The following is an 18,189-nucleotide window of genomic DNA, read 5'->3' on the forward strand; positions in this document are numbered from 1 at the left end:
GTGACTCACCACGTGGCCCACGCCAGCATCGTCTACTGGCGACGGAGCATCTGGAACGGACGCCGCTGCGTGCCGGTGCTGATGACTCTCGACCAGGGTTGGCTGCGGGCGCGCGACCGGGCCGGCGCGGAGGTGTTCGCCGTCCCGGCCGGTCAGGTCGGCGGCCGGCTGACCCGCCTCGGCACGCTGCTGCTGACCGTCGGCGGGCGGCGGTACGCGCTGGTGGGCCGCGGGGCCACCGTCTCGCCGGAGCCCAGCCCGCAGCAGAAGCGTGGCTTCGTCGACTTCTGGGCGCACCGGACACCGCCGGCCGGCGACGGACCGGGCTTTCTGGACCAGCTCTTCAACGGCGCCGCGGCCTTCAACACCCGGACGTGGCGCAACGCCCTGACCGCCGGCGGGGCCGGGGTGCGCTGACGGACCCGTCGGCGAGGGGGATCAGTAGCCGCCGTTCTCCCGCTGGGCGCGCTGCACCGCGTCACCCTGCACGCCGTGGCGCTCGCCCTCGTACCGCAACTGCCGGGTCCGGGCGTCGCGGCCCGCGACCCGGTCCTCGTCGGGAGTGGACCGCTGCCGGTCCCGCCAGGAGACGTACGCCACGGCCGCACCCACGACCAGGGCCACCACCGCAAGTGTCACCAGCACCGTCGTCATGCCCACGACGATAGGGCGTCCGCGCGCCCCCGGGTCACGGCTACGCTGCCGCGGTGATCGACACGGACTTCGACGCGCACGAGCGGTCCCGCTGGGCGGGCCGGGCCGAGGCGTACGCGCGCAGCTTCGGCCGGCTCTGCGCGTACCCGGCGGAAGCGCTGCTGGACGCGGCGGGCGTGCGGACCGGACGACGGGTGCTCGACGTCGGCACCGGGCCGGGCACCGTCGCGGCGCTGGCCCTGGGCCGCGGCGCGCAGGTGGCGGCGGTCGACGCGGAGCCGAGCATGCTGGACGCGGCCCGGCGTGCCGCCCCCGCCGCCGAGGTCCGCGCCGCGGCGCTGCCGGACCTGCCGTTCCCGGCCGGCGGCTTCGACGCGGCCGTGGCGAACTTCGTGCTCAACCACGTCGGTGATCCGGCCGCCGGGGTGGCCGAGCTACGCCGGGTGGTCCGCCCCGGCGGCCGGGTCGCGGTGACCGTCTGGCCGGTCCCGCACCCGCCGCTGCAAGGGCTCTGGGGTGCGGCCCTGGCCGCCGCCGGCGTCGCGACGCCGCCCGACCTGCCCCGGGTCGCGCCCGAGCGGGACTTCCCCCGCACCGAGGCGGGCCTCGCCGGGCTGCTGACCGCGGCCGGTCTGGCCGATGCCCGATGCGTGACACTGACCTGGGCGCACCGCACCGACCCGGAGGACTGGTGGACCGGGCCGGCGGCCGGCCTCAGCGCCATCGGCCTGACGCTGGAACGGCAGCCGGCGGCCACCCGCGAGCGCATCCGCCGGGAGTACGACCGGCTCGTCGCCCCCTACCGGCACACCGACGGCAGCCTGACGCTTCCCACCGCCGCGCTGCTCGCCTCGGCCCGGGTCGGCTGATCCGCCCCTAGGGTGGTGTCCGGGGCGGCTCCGCGGCTCCGACGTCCCGGGTGAGCGGCGCCGCGGGGCGCCGGCCGAGAGGAGACACCGTGAAGTACCTGATCATGCTCTACGGCAGCCAGCGCGACTACGACACCATGGCCGGCCGGCCCGGCGACCAGCCCTCGATGAGCCCGGAGCAGCTCGCCGCCATGCACGCCCACATGGAGGCGATCCACAAGGAGCTTGCCGAGACCGGGGAACTCGTCGACGCGCAGGGACTGTCCGCGCCGGTGCACGCCCGCCGGGTCCGGCTGCGCGGCGGCGCGCCCGTGGTCACCGACGGCCCGTACGCCGAGACGCAGGAGGTGCTGGCCGGTTACACGATGGTCGAGTGCGCAAGCTTCGACCGGGCCACCGAGATCGCCGCCCGGTTCGTCAACCCGGACGCCGAGGGCGAGTACGTCGACGTGCGGCCCGTTGTGGACGGCATCGAGGAACTCCAGGGCTGACCGGTGCCCACCGGGAGCGTCGAGGACCTGCTGCGCGCCCTCGCGCCGCAGGTCCTCGGCGCGCTCGTGCGCCGGTACGGGCACTTCGACACCGCGGAGGACGCCACCCAGGAGGCGCTGCTCGCCGCCGCCACCCGCTGGCCCGCCAACGGGCTCCCGGACGACCCGAAGGCGTGGCTGATCACCGTGGCGTCCCGCCGGCTGACCGACCTGCTGCGCGCCGAGCAGGCCCGGCGTCGCCGGGAGGACGGGGTGGCCCGGGAGGCGCCGGCGGACCGCTGGGTGGCGCCGCCGGCCGACAGCACGCCCGACGACGCCGACGACAGCCTCGTCCTGCTGTTCCTCTGCTGCCACCCGTCGCTGCCGCCGGCCGGCCAGATCGCGCTGACCCTGCGGGCCGTGGGCGGGTTGAGCACCGCCGAGGTGGCCCGGGCGTTCCTCGTGCCGGAGGCGACCATGACCCGGCGGATCACCCGGGCCAAGCAGCGCATCCGGGACAGCGGGCTGCCGTTCGCCCCGCCGGCCGGCCCGGAGCGGGCCGCCCGGCTCGACGCCGTGCTGCACGTGCTCTACCTGATCTTCACCGAGGGATACGCGAGCACCGCCGGGGAGCGGCTGCACCGTCCGGACCTGTGCGCCGAGGCGATCCGGCTGGCCCGGTTGCTGCACCGGCTCACCGACGACGCGGAGGTCGCCGGGCTGCTGGCGTTGATGCTGCTCACCGACGCGCGTACCCCGGCCCGGACCGGTCCGGACGGGACGCTGGTGCCGATGGCCGAGCAGGACCGCCGGTGCTGGCGGGCCGACCGGATCGCCGAGGGGACGGCGCTGGTCGCCGCGACGCTGCCCCGGGGCGCGGCCGGGCCGTACCAGCTCCAGGCGGCGATCGCCGCGCTGCACGACGAGGCGCCCAGCGTCGAGGCGACGGACTGGCCGCAGATCGTCGCGCTCTACGAGATGCTGCTGACGCTGCACGACAACCCGGTGGTCCGGCTGAACCACGCCGTGGCGGTGGCCATGGCGCGCGGTCCACGGGCCGGCCTGGCGCTGCTCGACGCGCTGGGGACCGACCGCCGGGTCGCCGACGACCACCGCCGCCACGCGGCCCGGGCGCACCTGCTGGAGCTGGCCGGAAAGCCGGACGCGGCCCGGGCGGCTTACCTGACGGCGGCCCGCCGGTCGATGAACCTGGCCCAGCAGCGCTACCTGCACGCCCGGGCGGCCCGGCTCGGCGGTTGAAGGGCGGTCGGTCCACCGTCGGTTTCCACGAATCGCCGGCGCACTGAGGCGGGCGCTCCGGGTGGGGCGCCTGCGGTGTGGGCGGGCCTCTAGTCCAGGCCGCGCATGATGTGCGGTTCGCCGTCGTCGTCGCCGAAGCAGCGGTGCAGCGTCTGCGCCCGGGCCCACAGGTCCAGGCTGCTCGGCGGGCCGACGGGCGGTGGACCGGCCGGCGTGCTCAGCACGGGGGCCTCGTCCGGCGGAACCTTCGAAGCGATGTCGTCGGTCATCTCCGCCCCTTTCGTCGTACCCCCATGCTCGTCCTCGGACGTCACAGCCGCATCTCCCGGGCTGCGCCGCCGTGGACGGCGGCCGGGTCCGACTGCTGGTCGGGGGCGCTTACCCGCCGGGGCCGGGCCGGTAACCCGTACTCCGGTCACCGTAGCGGGCGGGACCGGGCGGCACAGCGGGTTTCTGCGCTCAGCCGTGGGCGTCGAGGAGCCGGTCGAGGTTCGACGCCGTGCTGATGAGGGAGAGGTGGCTGAACGCCTGCGGGAAGTTGCCGGCCTGCTCCCCGGCCGGGGTGATCTCCTCGGAGTACAGGCCGAGCTGGCTGCTGTAGGTGAGCATCTTCTCGAAGGTGAGCTGCGCGTCGTCGAGCCGGCCGGCCTCCGCCAGAGCCTGGACGTACCAGAAGGTGCACATGGTGAAGGTGCTCTCCTCGCCGGCGAGGCCGTCGGCGGTGGCGCCCGGGTCGTACCGGTAGACCAGGCTGTCGGAGACCAGCTCGCCGTCGATGGCCCGCAGCGTCGACTGCCACATCGGATCGGTGGGCGCCACGAAGCCGAGCGACGGCATGGCGAGCAGCGACGCGTCGAGGGTGTCCGTGGCGTAGTGCTGCACGAAGGCCCGGCGTCCGGGGTGGTAGCCCCACGTCATGATCTGCTCGTAGATCCGGTCGCGGGTCTGCGTCCACCGGCCGACGTCCGCGGGCCGACCGTGCCGGTGGGCCAGCCGGACGGCACGGTCGAGAGCCACCCAGGACATCAGCCGCCCGTAGGTGAAGTCCCGGCGGGCGGCGCGCGTCTCCCAGATCCCGTCCTCGGGCTGATCCCAGTGCGCGCAGAGCCAGTCCACCATCCGGACCAGGTTCCGCCAGCCCTCGTAGGAGCCCTTCAGGCCGTGCTCGTTGGCGAGGTGCAGGGAGTTGAGCATCTCGCCGTAGATGTCGAGTTGCAGTTGGTCCGCCGCGCCGTTGCCGATCCGCACCGGCGCGGATCCCCGGTAGCCCTCGAAATGGTCGAGCACCTCCTCGGCGAGGTCCGGTGAGCCGTCGACGCGGTACATGACCTGCAGCGGCACGCCATCTGCCTCGGCGTCGCGGATCCGGTCCTCGACCCAGTGCTGGTAGCGCCAGGCCTCGTCGGTGAAGCCCAGGCTGAGCAGGGCGTGCACCGAGAAGGACGCGTCCCGGATCCAGGTGTAGCGGTAGTCCCAGTTGCGTTGGCCGCCCACCCGCTCCGGCAGCCCGGCGGTGGGCGCGGCGATCAGCGCGCCGGTCGGCGCGTACGTCATGAGCTTGAGGGTCATGGCGGAGCGCTCGACCATCTCCCGCCACCTGCCGTGGTAGCAGGAGCGGCCGAGCCAGCGTCGCCAGAAGTCGCGGGTGTGTTCGAGCAGCTCACGCGCCTCCTCCGGCGGGTAGGGACGCGGCGGGTGCGGGCATCCCGTCTCGACGACGACGCCACCGGCCTCCCCCTCGTGCAGGGTGGCGACAAGGTGGACACCGTCCGCGGTGCTCTCGCGCTCGTGCTCGTCGGACAGACGCTCGGCGTACCGGATCGGGCTCACGGTGAGGGCCTGCCCGGGAGCGCGGAAGACGACGCCGGACGGGTGCTTCTCCAGCTCGGGCCGGTCCCGGCCGTAGTTGAACCGGGGGCGGCACTCGAATCTGAACCGCATGCTGCCGCGGACCACCCGCACCATCCGGACCAGGCGGTGGTGGTCGGTGGCCTGAGCGCCCGCCACGGGCATGAAGTCCAGCAGCTCGCCCACCCCGTCCGGGCTGAGGAAGCGGGTGATGAGGATCGGGGTGCCCGGCAGGTAGAGCTGCTTGCTGGTGTAGGCGACACCGTCCGGTGTGATCTGGAAGTGGCCGCCGCGGCGGCGGTCGAGCAGGCCGCCGAAGATGCTCGGCGAGTCGAACCGGGGTGCGCAGAACCAGTCCAGCGTTCCGTCCCGGGCGATCAGCGCCGCCGTCTGCAGGTCACCGATGAGGCCGTGGTCCTCCACCGCGGGGTACGAGTCCACCGGGACCTCCCACCTCGTCTCGCCGTTGCTCCCGGCGTCTACCCCGGTCCCGTCGCCACACACCTGACCACCCCGGCGGCTCGCCCGGTAAGGGACGGGAAGCGGCGTCCGTCCGGTTCCGGTCATCCACTGTTCACGGAACTTGATCTAGACCGTCACTTCCATCTCTGTCTATATGGATGCCAACACCTGGCAATCCCATCCGGATGGAGTCCCATGTCCCGCACGCTGCGCGCCACGGCCATCAGCCTCGCCGCGATCCTGGCCGCCACCCTCGGCCTCACCCACTCCGCCTCGGCCGCCGGCTACTCCGCCTCCCTCACCACCGCCGTCGCCGGCCTCCCAGTCGCCACCGAGGTCCGCACCGGCTACAGCCGTGACCTCTTCCCACACTGGATCGACGCCGACGGCGACGGCTGCAACACCCGCAACGAGGTCCTCTACGCCGAGGCCACCACCAAGCCCACGATCAGCGGCACGTGCACCCTCTCAGGGGGCCGCTGGTACTCCTACTACGACAACGCCTACTGGACGCTCACCGGCGACCTCGACATCGACCACATGGTCCCGCTCGCCGAGGCCTGGGACTCCGGCGCCCGCAACTGGACCACCAGCCGCCGGCAGGCGTACACCAACGACCTCGGTGACTCCCGCGCACTTGCCGCCGTCACGGACAACGTCAACCAGGCCAAGGGCGACCAGGACCCGGCCACCTGGATGCCGTCGTACGCCTCGGCCCGCTGCCGCTACATCGGCGAGTGGGTCGCGGTGAAGGTGCGGTGGCGCCTCAGCGTGGACAGCGCGGAGAAGAGCGCCCTGACCAGCTGGGCGAACAACTGCCCCGCCGCCACCATCTCCGTCACGTACGCGTACTGACGATCCGGATCCGGGAGAGTCACCGTGCCGGCGGCCCTCCCGGATCGCGTCCGCCAGATCGTCACACCCGTCAGGCAGGGTGGTGGCGCCGGCGCGTGCCGGGCTCGAACCCGGGAGGGCAACCGTGGCGGTCACCGCCGATGACCTCGATGCGGCACTGTCCAGCGTCGTCGCCGTCCTACGACCGGCGACCGGCCGGGACTGGTCGGCGCGGGCGGGCACCGTGGAGTGGGACTGCTGGCACACCGCCGAGCACATCGGCGACTGCCTGCTGTCGTTCGCCGCTCAGCTCGTGGCCCAACCCGAGAAGCGGTACGTGCGCTTCATGGCCAGCGCCGACACCGACGCATCCGCCGACGAGACACTGGAGTTCGCCGAGGCCGGTGGCCGCATCCTGGCCGCCATCGTCCGCACGTCCGGCCCGGCCGTGCGGGCCTACCACCCCAGCGGCCGAGCCGATCCGGAGGGCTTCGCCGCGATGGGGTGCGCGGAGACGCTGCTGCACGGCGACGACATCACGCAGGGCCTCGGTCTGGCCCTCGATCCGCCCCGCGACGTGTGCGCCCGGGTCCTCGCCCGGCTGTTCCCGGAAACGGCGCAGGACCTCACCGGGGTCGACCCGTGGGCGGCGCTGCGGTGGTCCACCGGCCGGATCGCGCTGCCCGGACGCCCCCGGCTCACGCAGTGGGCCTGGCGAGGGGCTCCGCTCGACTCAGGCGATGAGCAGGCGTAGGCCGAGCTCCGCCACGCCGGCATCGACGAGGTCACGGTTGCGTTCCGCCCACCGGCCCGACGCGAGGTCGGCGCGGAGGCTGCGCACCGCCCGCTGCTCGGCGTCCGGCCCGACCCTGGCCCAGACCGACACCCCGCGACGGACGCTCTCCTCCAGGTACGCCTCGGGCCGGCGCCAGTACGCCTCGAAGAAGCCGTCGACGCAGTCCCACGGGATGGGCACCCGCTCCACGCGGGCTCCGATCGCGTCGGCCAGCTCGGTCAACGAAGGCCGGCCGGCGACGAGGTCCGCGGCCTCGGGCAGGTAGTCGCGGGTGAGCCAGAACCGGTGAAGCCACCCGGCGTCGCTGGTGTCGTGCGTGAACACCACCACGCGCCGGGCGACGCGCCGCATCTCGCGCAGGCCCGCGACCGGGTCCTGCCAGTGGTGGATGGTGGCGAACGCCATCGCCGCGTCGAAGGACCGGTCCTCGAACGGCAGGCTCTCCGCGGCGGCGGCCACGCACGGCGCCGCCCCCGCGGGGCGCTGCGCGCGCATGAGCGCCGACGGCTCCACCGCAGTGACGTCGCGGTCGGTGGGCTCGTAGGAGCCCGTGCCGGCCCCGACGTTCACGACCGTCCGCGCCGCGCCGAGCGCGGCCCAGACCTGCGCGGCGATCCGCGGCTCGGTCCGGCGCGTCACGGTGTACGTGGCGCCGATGCTGTCGTACAACTGCGCACCGGACATGTGGCCGCCCCCGGGTTCGTCACCGGCCCACGCCGCGCACGGGCCTGGCATCGCCTGCCCGGAGGATAGGTCACGAATGCGCCGGACGGGGCCCCACAGGACCCGGACCCGGGCCGGCGTCGCCGCCACGACACCGCGCCACCGTCATCGAGCTGCCCGCGCCCCGGTGGTCGCCGTGGGCTGTCCTTCGGCGCCGAACCACCTGGCCAGCGCGGCGTCGAGGGTCCGCTGATCCTCGCCGACCCACGCCACATGCCCGTCCGGGCGCAGCAGTACCGCCGGCACGTCCAGCTCGTCGCCGACGCCGGCGACGCGGTCCACCCGGTCGGCCCAGCCGTCCACCGACAGCCGCCCGGTCCGGTCGAGCAGCAGCCCGCCGCCGGCGCGCATCAGTTCGAACAGGCGCCCGTGTTCCAGCCGGACGTCACGCAGCCGCCGGCCGAGCAGGGAATGGCCCGCACCGAAGTCGTACCGGATGCCGATGGCGGTGACCTTCTCGATGAGGAACCGGTTCACGTCGTCGAAGTCCATCAGCTGCGCCAACAACCGCCGAACCGCCTGCGGCCCGGGCTCGTTGGTCGTCAGCTCCATCTGGGCACGGGTGTTGTCCAGCACGTCGGCGGCCACCGGATGCCGCTCGGACTCGTAGCTGTCCAGCAGACCCTCCGGCGCCCAGCCGTTGACGGCGGCGGCCAGCTTCCAGCCCAGGTTGAACGAATCCTGGATCCCGAGATTGAGCCCCTGCCCACCCATGGGCGGGTGGACGTGCGCGGCGTCCCCGGCCAGAAACACCCGCCCGACCCGATAGCGCTCGGCCTGCCGGGTCGCGTCACCGAAGCGCGACAGCCAGCGGGGCGAGTGCACGCCGAAGTCGGTGCCGGCGTACGCGCGCAGCTGCTGCTTGAACTCCTCGAGCGTCGGCGGCACCGAACGGTCCTCGGCCACGCCGTCGGCGGGCACGACCACCCGGAACACCCCCGGCCTGCCCGACGGCCCGATCCCGAACCGCTTCTCGGTCCTGCGCACCTCGGTCATCACCTCGGTGATGTCGGCCGGGGATGCCGTCACCTTCATCTCGCCCAGCAGCGTGTCGATTCGCGACGGCTCGCCGGGGAATCCGACCCCGAGCAGTTTGCGCACCGTGCTGCGCCCACCGTCGCAGCCGACGACGAACCGCGCCCGCAACGGCGCCGCGCCATCGCCGACGTGGACGGTCACACCGTGGTCGTCCTGCTCCAGCCCGACCACGGGACAGCCCCGCCTGATCTCGGCCCCGACCTCCGCCGCATGGTCGGCGAGCAGCCGGTCGGTGAGCGTCTGCGGAATGCCGAGCACATAGCCGTGCGCGGTGTCCAGCCCGGCGGGAGCGGGCTTTTCCAGGCCCGCGAAGAATCCCCGGACGGCGCCGGGAACGATGGGATACGGCGTGCCGTTGTCAAGGAACCGCTCCAACAGCCCCCGCTGATCCAGCACCTCGATACTGCGTACGTGCAGCCCGAGCGACCGCACGAACGGCGGCGGCTCGGCCTCCCTCTCCAGCACGAGCACGTGGACGCCGTGCAGACGCAGTTCGCTCGCCAGCATCATGCCGGTGGGTCCGCCGCCGGCGACGATCACATCGAACATGGTTCCCCCTGGTGTGCCGCATTCGTGCGCCCGGCCGACCACTGTGCGCCACGACGGGGGTCTTGCCGCAAGCCCGGGGGTGCGATATACGTTAATAGTGGCAAGGAGTTCTCCTCCTTGCCTTTCGCCGTTTTCAGGCCTCTGATCGGCCGCGCGGCCAGCTGCCGTCGGCGTCGCGATGATCAGGTACGCGCCGCACGGGAGCCGGCGGCATTCCTCAGGTAACCGCTCCCCCGCCGACTCGGGTGGCGGGCGGTCAGGAACCGGCTGGCATCGCCACCTGGAGCAGGCGCACCGCGCGTCCGCTCGCCAGGTAACCGCGCCCAGGTGGACCGGTGAGGTACTGGTCCGGTTCCAGTGCGACGTGGTGCGCCAGGGCCACCGTACGGCTCTCGGGGGCCAGCAGGAGGCGGGCCCCGCTGGCCACCGCCGTGTTGGCCAGGTGCGCGCCGGGGCCGGGGAAGCCGGTCAGGACCGGGGTGGCGTCCCCGGCCAGCACGAGCGCACGGCTGCCCCGGGCGGCCGGCTGGGCGATCTCCTCCAGAAGGGTCGGCGTGCTGGCGAAGCCCTGCTCGGTGGGAAGCACGGCCACATGTTCGACGTCGTCCACCACCACCGCGAACCGGGCGGTTCCGACGGTGGCGGCGGCGGCCCGCAGGTCCGCGTCCTGGATCGCCCCGCCGACGACCGTTCGCAGAGCCGGGTGTTCGGCGAGCAGCGCCGGCAGCGGTGACCGGGGCGGGGCGACCGCCAGCACGCCGACGCCCCGCCGGAGCAGCCCGTGGGCCAGGGTCGCGAGGCTCGTGCTACGCCCGGCCCCGGGCGGGCCGGAGACCAGCAGCACATGCGGCCCGCTGTCGAAGAGGTCGATACCGGCGGCGGTCCCATCGTCCGCCGCGCGCCCCAGCGGAACCCAGGTGGGCGACGGCGGCGGGTCGGGCAGGGACAGCCCGCCGATGCTCACCCGGGCCGGCAGGGCGGGGAACCGCCGTGGGAGGCGGTCGGGCTCGACCGGCCGAGCGGCCCGCCGGGCCGCGTCGACCAGTTGGGCGGCGGGCTGGTCGGGCAGGCAGATCTGGAGGTGACGCCCGGTGCCGGCGTCGATCGCGCGGCCGGGCAGTGCCGGTGGGCTCGTCGTCGCGGAGCTCAGGTGCGCGCGACGGGTGTCCTCGTTGGGGAACGGCAGCAGCAGCCGCCGGTTGTACAGGGTGGGGAGTTTGTGGTTGAGCATGTCGTGGCCGCCGATCGGCACCACGTGCACCCCGAGCGGCGCGCCCACGGCGATGACGCCCCGCAGCATGGTCAGCAGGGTGGACTCCACGAAGTCGGGACGGCTGTGGTCCTCGAAGTGTTCCCACCCGTCGATGACGACGACGATCCGGGGTGGTGGCGCGTCGGCGTTCCCGCTCCTGCCACGCCGCTGGGTCTCCCGGTCGAGCCAGGTGACGAGCCGGCGGATCCGGTCGGGCTCGGCCGGGGTGAAGACGCCCCCGCAGTGGGGCAGGCCGGCGAAGTCGGCGAGCCCGCCGGGGTGGCGCTCGATGACGTAGAGGTGGGCCCGATCAGGACCGAACCGGGTGACCAGGCCGGCGATCAGGGTCTTGGCGAAAGTCGTCCGCCCCGACTGCGCTCCACCGGCGACCATGAGCCGGTCGGCCGCGTCGACATCGAGGAATGCCACCGGCTGCGCCTGCCGGGTCGGCTCGTCGGCCAGCCCGTACGGGGCGGCGCCGGCCGGCGGCTCCTCGGTCCGCAAGAGCGGCAGGTCGGCCAGGGTCAGCGACGCGGGCAGCGGCGGCAACAGCGGCCGGAACGGGGCCGACAGGCCGGCCACCCGGCCGGCCTCCTCCACGGCGGCGATCGCACGTTCCTGGTCGGTGGGGCCGTCCCCGCCGCCTCGGGCGCCATCGTCCGGCCGTGGGGCGCCCAGGGCCGCCCATTCGAGGGGACGAACGGTGACCGGGTCCATGACCGACGGGGGCGGGTCGCCCAGGTAGCCGGACTGGAACTCCTGCGGCACCCGACTTTCGCCCGTGGTGCAGAAGATCATGCCGCGTCCCCGGAGCGTACCGGGGATGGTGGCGGCGTCCGGCACGCCGAGCACCTCCGTGCTGTCGGCCGCCTCGTTCTGGCGGAGGCTGATCCGCAGCGAGACGTTGTTCTTCAGCTCCGGCGAGAGCTTGCCCTGCAACGACTGGGTGGCCAGCACGAGGTGCATCCCGAGCGAGCGGCCCTTGGCGGCGACGTTCACCAGCTCCCGGACGAAGTCCGGGGTGGTGTCCAGCACCCGGGCGAACTCGTCGAAGACCAGCACGAGTCTGGGCAGCGGGGGCAGGTCCGCTCCGGCCCGACGCCGGTCCCAGTACCGGTCGATCTCCCCGTCGTACCGGGCCAGCAGGAACTCCCGCCGGCTCACCTCGGCACGGATGGACGCCAGCACGCGGGCCGCTGCGGCCTCGTCGAACACGTCGGCGGCGCTCTCCCCCGTGGACCTGATGAGCGCGACGACATGGGGACACCGCTCGAAGGGCAGGAAGGCGCTGCCGCCCTTGAAGTCCACCAGGACCAGGTTCAGCTCGTCGGGCCGGTTCGCCAGCAGCAACGCGGTGACCAGCGTCTGCAGCAGAACACTCTTGCCCGCGCCGGTGGCCCCGCCGAGCATGGTGTGCGGCCCCTGTCCGGCCAGGTCGACGTGGACCGGACCGTGGGCGTCCGCGCCCAGCACCACCCGCGTACGCGGCCCCTGCCCGTCACCCCACCCGGCCAGCACCCCGTCGGCGTCGGGTGCGGCCATGCCGAGCAGGTCGAGCAGTCGTACCCGGTCGGGGATGGCGTGCTGCGCCGCCGCGAGGGTCGCTCGGTCCCGCAACGGGGCAAGCGACCGGGCGAGCCGGTCGGCGGTGGCCTCGTCGAAGGCGTGCGGCTTCGCCCGCACCGGCGGCTCCCCGCTGTCCCGGGTCAGGGTGACGGAACGGGCGGAAAGCTCACACAGACCCCGGCACTCGTTCATGCCGTGCCGATCGGCGCAGATCACGTACACCCCGACCGCCGGGCCGTCGCGCAGCACCTCGTCCATGCCCGGTAGCTTGCGCAGCGCGAGCGCCCCGTCGAGCACGACGACCACCTCGTCACCGGGCCGGTCCGCTGCGCCCGTTGCCTGTGGAGCGCGCCGGGCCAGGACCAGCCGGCGCAGTTCCTCCACCCGGGCCGCCCGGGTCTGCGCGGTGTTGCCGATCCGGCACGGGGCGGTGGCGCCGGGACCCGCGTCGACGTGCGGCAGCCAGCGGGCCCAACCCAGCCGGTCGGCCGGCCCGGCCGTGAGGAGATAGAGCCGCAGATCGTCCGGGCCGCGCAGGGTGGCGAGTTGGATCAGCAGCCACCGCAGCATCCCGTCGACGGGCTCCGCGTCCCCGACCACGCCGAGCACACCGACGGCCCGCAGGTCCACGGTCACCGGCACGGCCGGCACCATCGGCGTCTCGAAACCGGGCCACGGCTCGCCCCGCACCGTGACCGAGGCCGGCCGGTCGGCGGTGCCGACCCGCAGGGTCAGCCCGTGTGGGGAGCTGCTCCGGCGGGTCCACACCTCGGGCCGTATCCCGGTGGCCAGCTCGGTGATCCGCTTCGGTGCGGGCGCCAACCGGCGTGCGGCGGCCTGTTCCGCGCTCACCTGGGCGGCGATCGTCTCCTCCACCGCCTGCTTCGCGTCGGTGAAGGCCTGCTTCCGCTGCTTCTCCTGCTTCTCCTCGTCGGAGCTCATCCACACGTAGCCGAGGACACCCGCCGCCGCGCCGAGCCAGACCATCGGCTCCTGGGTCACCAGCGCCGCCGCCACGGCCACCCCGGCGCCCAGCAGGGAGAACCGGGCACTGCCCCGGGCCGCGGGCTGCTGCGTCGGCAGGGTCACCTCCACGCTCGGCACGGCCGGCGCCACCTCGAAGGCCCGGTCGAAGTCCAGCCGCCCGTCCGGGGCGCGGACCACCCGCAGGCCGCCGCTCGGGGCCGGCGTCCAGCGCAGCTCGTCGGCGCCGACCCGCAGCAGGGCACCGGGACCCAGCCGGGTCTCCCCCGTGAGGCGTGCGCCGCGCAGGAACGTCCCGTTGCTGGATCCGGCGTCGCGCACGTCCACGGTCCCGTCGGCGTGGACGTGCAACTCGGCGTGCGCGCGGCGGGAGACGTCCCGGTCCCGCAGCGGTACCGCGGCCGTCGAATCACGGGCGATGACGTGCCGCCCCGGCGCAAGGGCTACCCGGAGGCCGGCGTCCGGGCCGCCGAGCACCTCCAGCACACCCACGGCGCCGCCGGAAACCGGGCGACTGTCCGGGCCGGGCGCACCGACGCTGACGACGCAACCGGGTACGAGCGGGCTCCGCGCGACGGTGCTCGCCGGATCCAACCGGGTCGCGCCGACGAAACAGGCGCGGCCGGCCGCGGCAACCGGCAGGGCCGCGAGCACCGAGCCGACGCTGCCGCCCGGGGTCGCGGTGATCTCGACGTCCCGGCTCACCCCGGTCCGGGCGTCCCGGACGGTCAGTCGCAGAATCACCGATCAGCCTTCCGGGGCGAAGGTCCACAACCGCACGCCGTCGTCACCGGCGCACGCGACGCTCCGCCCGTCCGGGCTCATCGCGAGCGACGAGCAGTCCACCCCGTCCCACCGGAACAGGTTCGCGCCCAGCGTCCGGATGCGGCGCCCGGTCGTCGTCCGCCAGATCCGGACGTCGCTGAGACCACCGGTGGCGAAGAGATCACCGGGCCCGAACGCGGCCGCCTCGACGTAGTCATCGACCTGCAGGGTGGCCACGATCCGGTCGGTGCCGGGGTCGCGGATCAGCACGGACCGGTCGGGCTGCATCGTCGCGGTGGGCGGGAACACGCCCCCCGCCCGAGCACTCCGGCCGGTGCCGGTCTGCCAGAAGTGGCGCCCGCCGTCCCGGTCGATGCCGAGCAGGACGCGACCGTCCGCGCTGAACCGGATCGCGTCGAGCATTCTGTTCTCGCCGGCGAGCGGGACCGGCTGGCGATCGCCCAGCCGCCACAGTGCGGCCTCCCAGTACTTCAGCGCGGCGACCAGGGCGCCGTCTGGACTGAACTGCACCGAGGTGATCCTGCTCTCGTCGGAGTCGCGGAAGGTGGCCACCGCCCGCCGGGTGGCGACGTTCCACACCGCCACGCCGCCGTCCTCGTCGCCGCTCGCCAGCAACGTCCCGTCCCGGTTCAGGGCCAGCGCGGTGACAGTGCGGCCGACACCGAGTACCGCCACCTTCCGGTGGGTCGCGGCGTCCCACACGGTGACCGTGCCGTCGGCGGAACCGGCCAGCGTCCTGCCGTCCGGGGCGTAGGCGACCAGGGCGGCCTCCTCCCCGGTCAGCGTGACCAGGTGCTCGTTCTGCTGCCGGTAGTAGAAGGTGCCGCCGAGCAGCGCCAGGCACAGCAGGATCCACAGCACCAGCTTGCCGCGCGGGGGCCCGACGGGCGGTGTCTTCACCGGGGCGCTGTCCGCGCCGGCCGGCCGGACGGCGACCTCCTCCGGAACGACGGCGAGAACGGCGGCCCGCACCTCGTCCGCGCCGGCCTGCACATCGCCGACCGGCCACCGCGGCCCCCGGCCGTACTGCGGCCGCAGGAAACCCTTGAACGGCGGTTTCGCGAGCACCGGGACGGGAGCACCGACGGCGATGTCGACGGCGAGCCGGCTCCGGTCGGCCGGCGCGCCGGGCGCCGGAACGACCAGCACCTCCGCGACCTGCCGCCACTCCAGCCGCACCGGGGCGACGGGCGTCGGCTGCGGCGTGCCGTCCGTGCGGATGAGCAACCCTTCCTCGGTGGCCGTCAGCGACCCCTGCCACGGCGAGCGGATGGCGGCCAACCCGGCGCCCCAGAGGACCATGCCGCCCACGACCACCATCAGGAGCGGCGCGCCGGCCGTGGCGTAGAGCAGGAACCACGCCACGCCCCCGGACACCACGAACATGCCCAGCGCGGCGGCGCGGTCGCGGCGGCGGAACGAGGCCGGGGGCAGGACCCGGAACGTCTCGCCCTCCTCCGGCGTCCCGCCCGTCCGGCGCGGCCTCGGCACCACCCGGGACGACATCGCCGTGGCCGGGCCGTCGCCGTGGTGGCCGGTGGGCTCCTGCTCCCAGGACTCGCGGCCCGGCCGCGCCGGCCCGTCGGTGCCCTGGGACGGGTCCGTGCCCCGCTCCTCGTCGGCGGGGGCGGCGGCACCGGCGCGAAGGAGGTCGCGGGCCCGCTCCAGGGTCATCCGGTCGGCCGGATCGCGCGTCAGCAGCCCCGTGATCACCGTGGACAGCGGCGGATCGCAGCGCGGGGCGGGCAGGTCGTCGTGGAGCACGGCGTGGATCGTGGCGGCGGTCGACCCGCGGTCGAACGGGCCCTGTCCCTGCACGGCCTCCCACAGTGTCACCCCGAGCGCCCACAGGTCGGTCCCCGGGGTGGGCTGCGCGCCGTGGAACAGCTCCGGCGCGAGATAGCCCGTCGAGCCCATGATCCCCTCGCGGGTCAGCCGGGCCTCGTCGACGGCTTGGGCGATGCCGAAGTCGACGAGCTTCACCTCGTCCCCGTCGAGCAGCATGATGTTGGCGGGCTTGACGTCCCGGTGCACCACCCCGGTCGCGTGGGCGGCGACCAGCGCGTCGATGATCCGCAGCGCGATCACGGCGGCCCGGCTCGGTGGCACCGCGCCGTCGCGCAGAACGTCGGCGAGGGTCGGCGCCGGCACCAACTCCGAGACGATGTAGACCGCCTCGTCCTCGTCCGCCGGCACCACGTCGTGGATGGCGACCACGCCAGGATGGCTGATCCGCCCGGCGGTCCGCGCCTCCCGCAGCGCCCGCCGCGCGAACACCTCCCGCTCGGCCTCGGGCAGAGCGGCCGGCGGCCGGATCTCCTTGACCGCGACGGGGCGGCCGATCAACTCGTCGGTCGCCCGCCAGACCACGCCCATCCCACCGCGGCCGAGCACGCCGGTGAGCCGGTATCGCCCGGCCACGAGCCGCTGCGAGGTCCCGGGCTCCCGCACACCCACTCCTTGCCACCGGGTTTACAGTCACTGTGGACAGTACCCGGACGGGGAAACGGGTGATGCCCCCAGCAGGCCCCACACGGCCCGTTCGGCACGGATCCCCGCGGACGAGGAGGCGGGCGGCGCGGATGGCTGATCGGTTCGTCTTCGATCCGGAGGGCGCGGCCCGGCTGGCGCAGCGGGTGAAGGCCGCCAGGTCCGACGCCTCCCACCGGCCGGCCACGAGCGCAGGCCCCAGCGGCACCCCGGAAATCGACGCGGCCATGCAGGAATTCACGAGGGCCGCCACCGTCGTCCACACCGCGCTGTCCGGCTCGCTGGAACGCCTGGAGCTCTGGCTGGACGCCGTCGCCGCCGGCCAGCTCTCGCTCGACGAACGCCTCGGCGCATCCCTGCCTGCCGATCACACCACGAGAAGGAGCGACACATGACGGACGTGAACGTCGGCTACGACGGCCTGCAGCGGGCCGCCGCCCAGCTCAAGACCGGGCAGACCGACATGACCCAGCAGCTGCGCGCCCTCAAGTCGATGATCGACCGACTGACCGAGAGTGAGTTCCGCACCCGGCTCGCCTCGGGCCGGTTCCGGGACTCCTACCAGCAGTGGAGCACCGGCGCGCAGAACATGATCGACGGGCTCGAAGGCATGTCCACCTTCCTCAACGAGGCGGTCCGCCAATACCAGGACCTGGACAACAACCTCGCCGGCGGCCTCGGCTGAACCGTGGCGGAGGACTGGCGGGTCATCGATCTGAACAGTGACCCCACACCCGCCTCACCCGAGCACTTCCGAGCCCTGGCCAAGAAGCTGACGGAACGCGGCCAGGGGGCCCAGAAGGTCCGCGAGCGGCTGGCCGAGACCGCCATGCTGCGCATCGGCATCCGGCTCTCCGGCGAGTACGCCGAGGCCCTCGACAAACGGCTCACCGCGCTACCCGCCGAGGCGGACCGGCTCGTCGTCGCGTACCAGGCCTGCGCGCAGGCGCTCACCGTCTATGCCGAGGAACTGCAACAGGCCCGAACAGCTACGCGCAACGCCCTGCGGCAGGGCACCGAGGCGGACCGGTCCTACCGACAGATGCTCGGCACGTTCTGCGAGATCGTGTCGCTGACCCTCACCGGCCCCGGCCTCTGGCGTGGCCTGAACACGCAGACCGCCGCGCGGTGGTGCCAGCGGCTCCCGCCAGACCGGTGGCAGGCCGCCATGCAGGTCGCGCAACGAGCGGGCTACTGGGAGGAGACCCGGCAGTTCCACGGCCGGGTCGCGATCCAGGCCGCCGAGTTCCACCGCGCGGCCGTGCTCCGGTGCGTGACCAGAATCCGGGAGGCCGCACCCACTGCCCCGGCGCCGGCACCCGCCGCAGGGACCGTGGCGCGGCCCCAGGGACCGCACCGCGGGGGCAGCCGGCCCGCCATCGAGGGCGGCGCCGACGCGCAGCGTCCCCAGAACGACCCGGAGCTGGACAAGAAGGACCCGCAGACGCTGGAGGAGATCGCCAAGGCGCGCAAGCAGATCGCCGGTCAGCTCCAGGACATGGTCGACGACGCGTGGGACCACGTCGACCAGAACCGGGACTCGATCCTCCAGCAGGAGGGCTACCAGCGGCAGCGGGAGAAGCTCATCGAGAAGGGCTACCCGGAGGA

At 74.0% G+C, this 18,189-nt stretch carries 15 protein-coding genes and 1 pseudogene; 9 read left to right on the forward strand and 7 right to left on the reverse strand.

The genetic code is table 11. The features are described 5' to 3' along the window. A complete protein-coding gene (locus ABZW14_RS32735) occupies nucleotides 1–417 on the forward strand; it encodes a hypothetical protein (RefSeq protein WP_355354586.1) in 417 nt (138 codons plus the stop codon). 21 nt (nucleotides 418–438) lie between these two features. On the opposite strand, the gene ABZW14_RS32740 is transcribed toward ABZW14_RS32735, so the two are convergent. Continuing rightward, complete coding sequence (locus tag ABZW14_RS32740; protein WP_355354589.1) at nucleotides 439–654, reverse strand: hypothetical protein; 216 nt, start codon at nucleotides 652–654, stop codon at nucleotides 439–441. A 53-nt stretch (nucleotides 655–707) separates the two neighbouring features. Between ABZW14_RS32740 and ABZW14_RS32745 the strand changes: the two genes are divergently transcribed. The 3 genes from ABZW14_RS32745 (at nucleotide 708) to ABZW14_RS32755 (ending at nucleotide 3,253) form a co-directional block, all read left to right on the forward strand. Beyond that, nucleotides 708–1,523 (forward strand): class I SAM-dependent methyltransferase, encoded by an 816-nt coding sequence (locus tag ABZW14_RS32745; protein WP_355354592.1) that lies wholly within the window; start codon nucleotides 708–710, stop codon nucleotides 1,521–1,523. A gap of 89 nt (nucleotides 1,524–1,612) precedes the next feature. Continuing rightward, on the forward strand, nucleotides 1,613–2,014 hold the full coding sequence (locus ABZW14_RS32750; protein ID WP_355354595.1) for a YciI family protein: 402 nt from the start codon (nucleotides 1,613–1,615) through the stop codon (nucleotides 2,012–2,014). A gap of 3 nt (nucleotides 2,015–2,017) precedes the next feature. Further along, nucleotides 2,018–3,253, forward strand: a complete 1,236-nt coding sequence (locus tag ABZW14_RS32755) for a sigma-70 family RNA polymerase sigma factor (protein ID WP_355354598.1) — start codon at nucleotides 2,018–2,020, stop codon at nucleotides 3,251–3,253. Between the two features lie 89 nt (nucleotides 3,254–3,342). Here ABZW14_RS32755 and ABZW14_RS32760 read toward each other — a convergent pair whose 3' ends face one another. Beyond that, nucleotides 3,343–3,522: a hypothetical protein gene (locus ABZW14_RS32760; RefSeq protein ID WP_355354601.1), complete on the reverse strand. Its 180-nt coding sequence runs from the start codon at nucleotides 3,520–3,522 to the stop codon at nucleotides 3,343–3,345. Between the two features lie 190 nt (nucleotides 3,523–3,712). Continuing rightward, on the reverse strand, nucleotides 3,713–5,542 hold the full coding sequence (locus ABZW14_RS32765; protein WP_355354604.1) for a glycoside hydrolase family 15 protein: 1,830 nt from the start codon (nucleotides 5,540–5,542) through the stop codon (nucleotides 3,713–3,715). Nucleotides 5,543–5,758: 216 nt separating this feature from the next. Between ABZW14_RS32765 and ABZW14_RS32770 the strand changes: the two genes are divergently transcribed. Beyond that, nucleotides 5,759–6,418, forward strand: coding sequence for an HNH endonuclease family protein (locus tag ABZW14_RS32770; RefSeq protein WP_355354607.1), 660 nt, complete (start codon nucleotides 5,759–5,761; stop codon nucleotides 6,416–6,418). A 124-nt stretch (nucleotides 6,419–6,542) separates the two neighbouring features. Further along, complete coding sequence (locus ABZW14_RS32775; RefSeq protein WP_355354610.1) at nucleotides 6,543–7,151, forward strand: hypothetical protein; 609 nt, start codon at nucleotides 6,543–6,545, stop codon at nucleotides 7,149–7,151. On the opposite strand, the pseudogene ABZW14_RS32780 reads toward ABZW14_RS32775, so the two are convergent. From ABZW14_RS32780 to ABZW14_RS32795, 4 genes and pseudogenes are all read right to left on the reverse strand, one after another. Then, nucleotides 7,131–7,877 (reverse strand): annotated as a pseudogene (locus tag ABZW14_RS32780) (methyltransferase domain-containing protein); the annotation flags it as partial. The gene ABZW14_RS32775 and the pseudogene ABZW14_RS32780 overlap by 21 nt on opposite strands. 144 nt (nucleotides 7,878–8,021) lie before the next feature. Next, nucleotides 8,022–9,503, reverse strand: a complete 1,482-nt coding sequence (gene rox / locus ABZW14_RS32785; RefSeq protein ID WP_355354613.1) for a rifampin monooxygenase — start codon at nucleotides 9,501–9,503, stop codon at nucleotides 8,022–8,024. Nucleotides 9,504–9,759: 256 nt separating this feature from the next. Then, entirely contained in the window at nucleotides 9,760–14,049 is a 4,290-nt protein-coding gene (locus ABZW14_RS32790) for an FtsK/SpoIIIE domain-containing protein (protein ID WP_355354616.1), read from the reverse strand. Between the two features lie 3 nt (nucleotides 14,050–14,052). After that, nucleotides 14,053–16,542: a serine/threonine-protein kinase gene (locus ABZW14_RS32795; RefSeq protein ID WP_355354619.1), complete on the reverse strand. Its 2,490-nt coding sequence runs from the start codon at nucleotides 16,540–16,542 to the stop codon at nucleotides 14,053–14,055. Nucleotides 16,543–16,673: 131 nt separating this feature from the next. On the opposite strand from ABZW14_RS32795, the gene ABZW14_RS32800 reads away from it, so the two are divergent. The 3 genes from ABZW14_RS32800 to ABZW14_RS32810 form a co-directional block, all read left to right on the forward strand. Next, nucleotides 16,674–16,976, forward strand: coding sequence for a hypothetical protein (locus ABZW14_RS32800; protein WP_355354622.1), 303 nt, complete (start codon nucleotides 16,674–16,676; stop codon nucleotides 16,974–16,976). Further along, a complete protein-coding gene (locus ABZW14_RS32805) occupies nucleotides 16,973–17,266 on the forward strand; it encodes a WXG100 family type VII secretion target (protein ID WP_355354625.1) in 294 nt (97 codons plus the stop codon). The genes ABZW14_RS32800 and ABZW14_RS32805 overlap by 4 nt, the downstream gene beginning before the upstream one ends. A gap of 3 nt (nucleotides 17,267–17,269) precedes the next feature. Beyond that, a partial coding sequence (locus tag ABZW14_RS32810; protein ID WP_355354628.1) for a hypothetical protein occupies nucleotides 17,270–18,189 on the forward strand: 920 nt, incomplete at its 3' end.

This window comes from Micromonospora sp. NPDC004551 (genome assembly GCF_040609975.1).
Lineage (GTDB): Bacteria > Actinomycetota > Actinomycetes > Mycobacteriales > Micromonosporaceae > Micromonospora.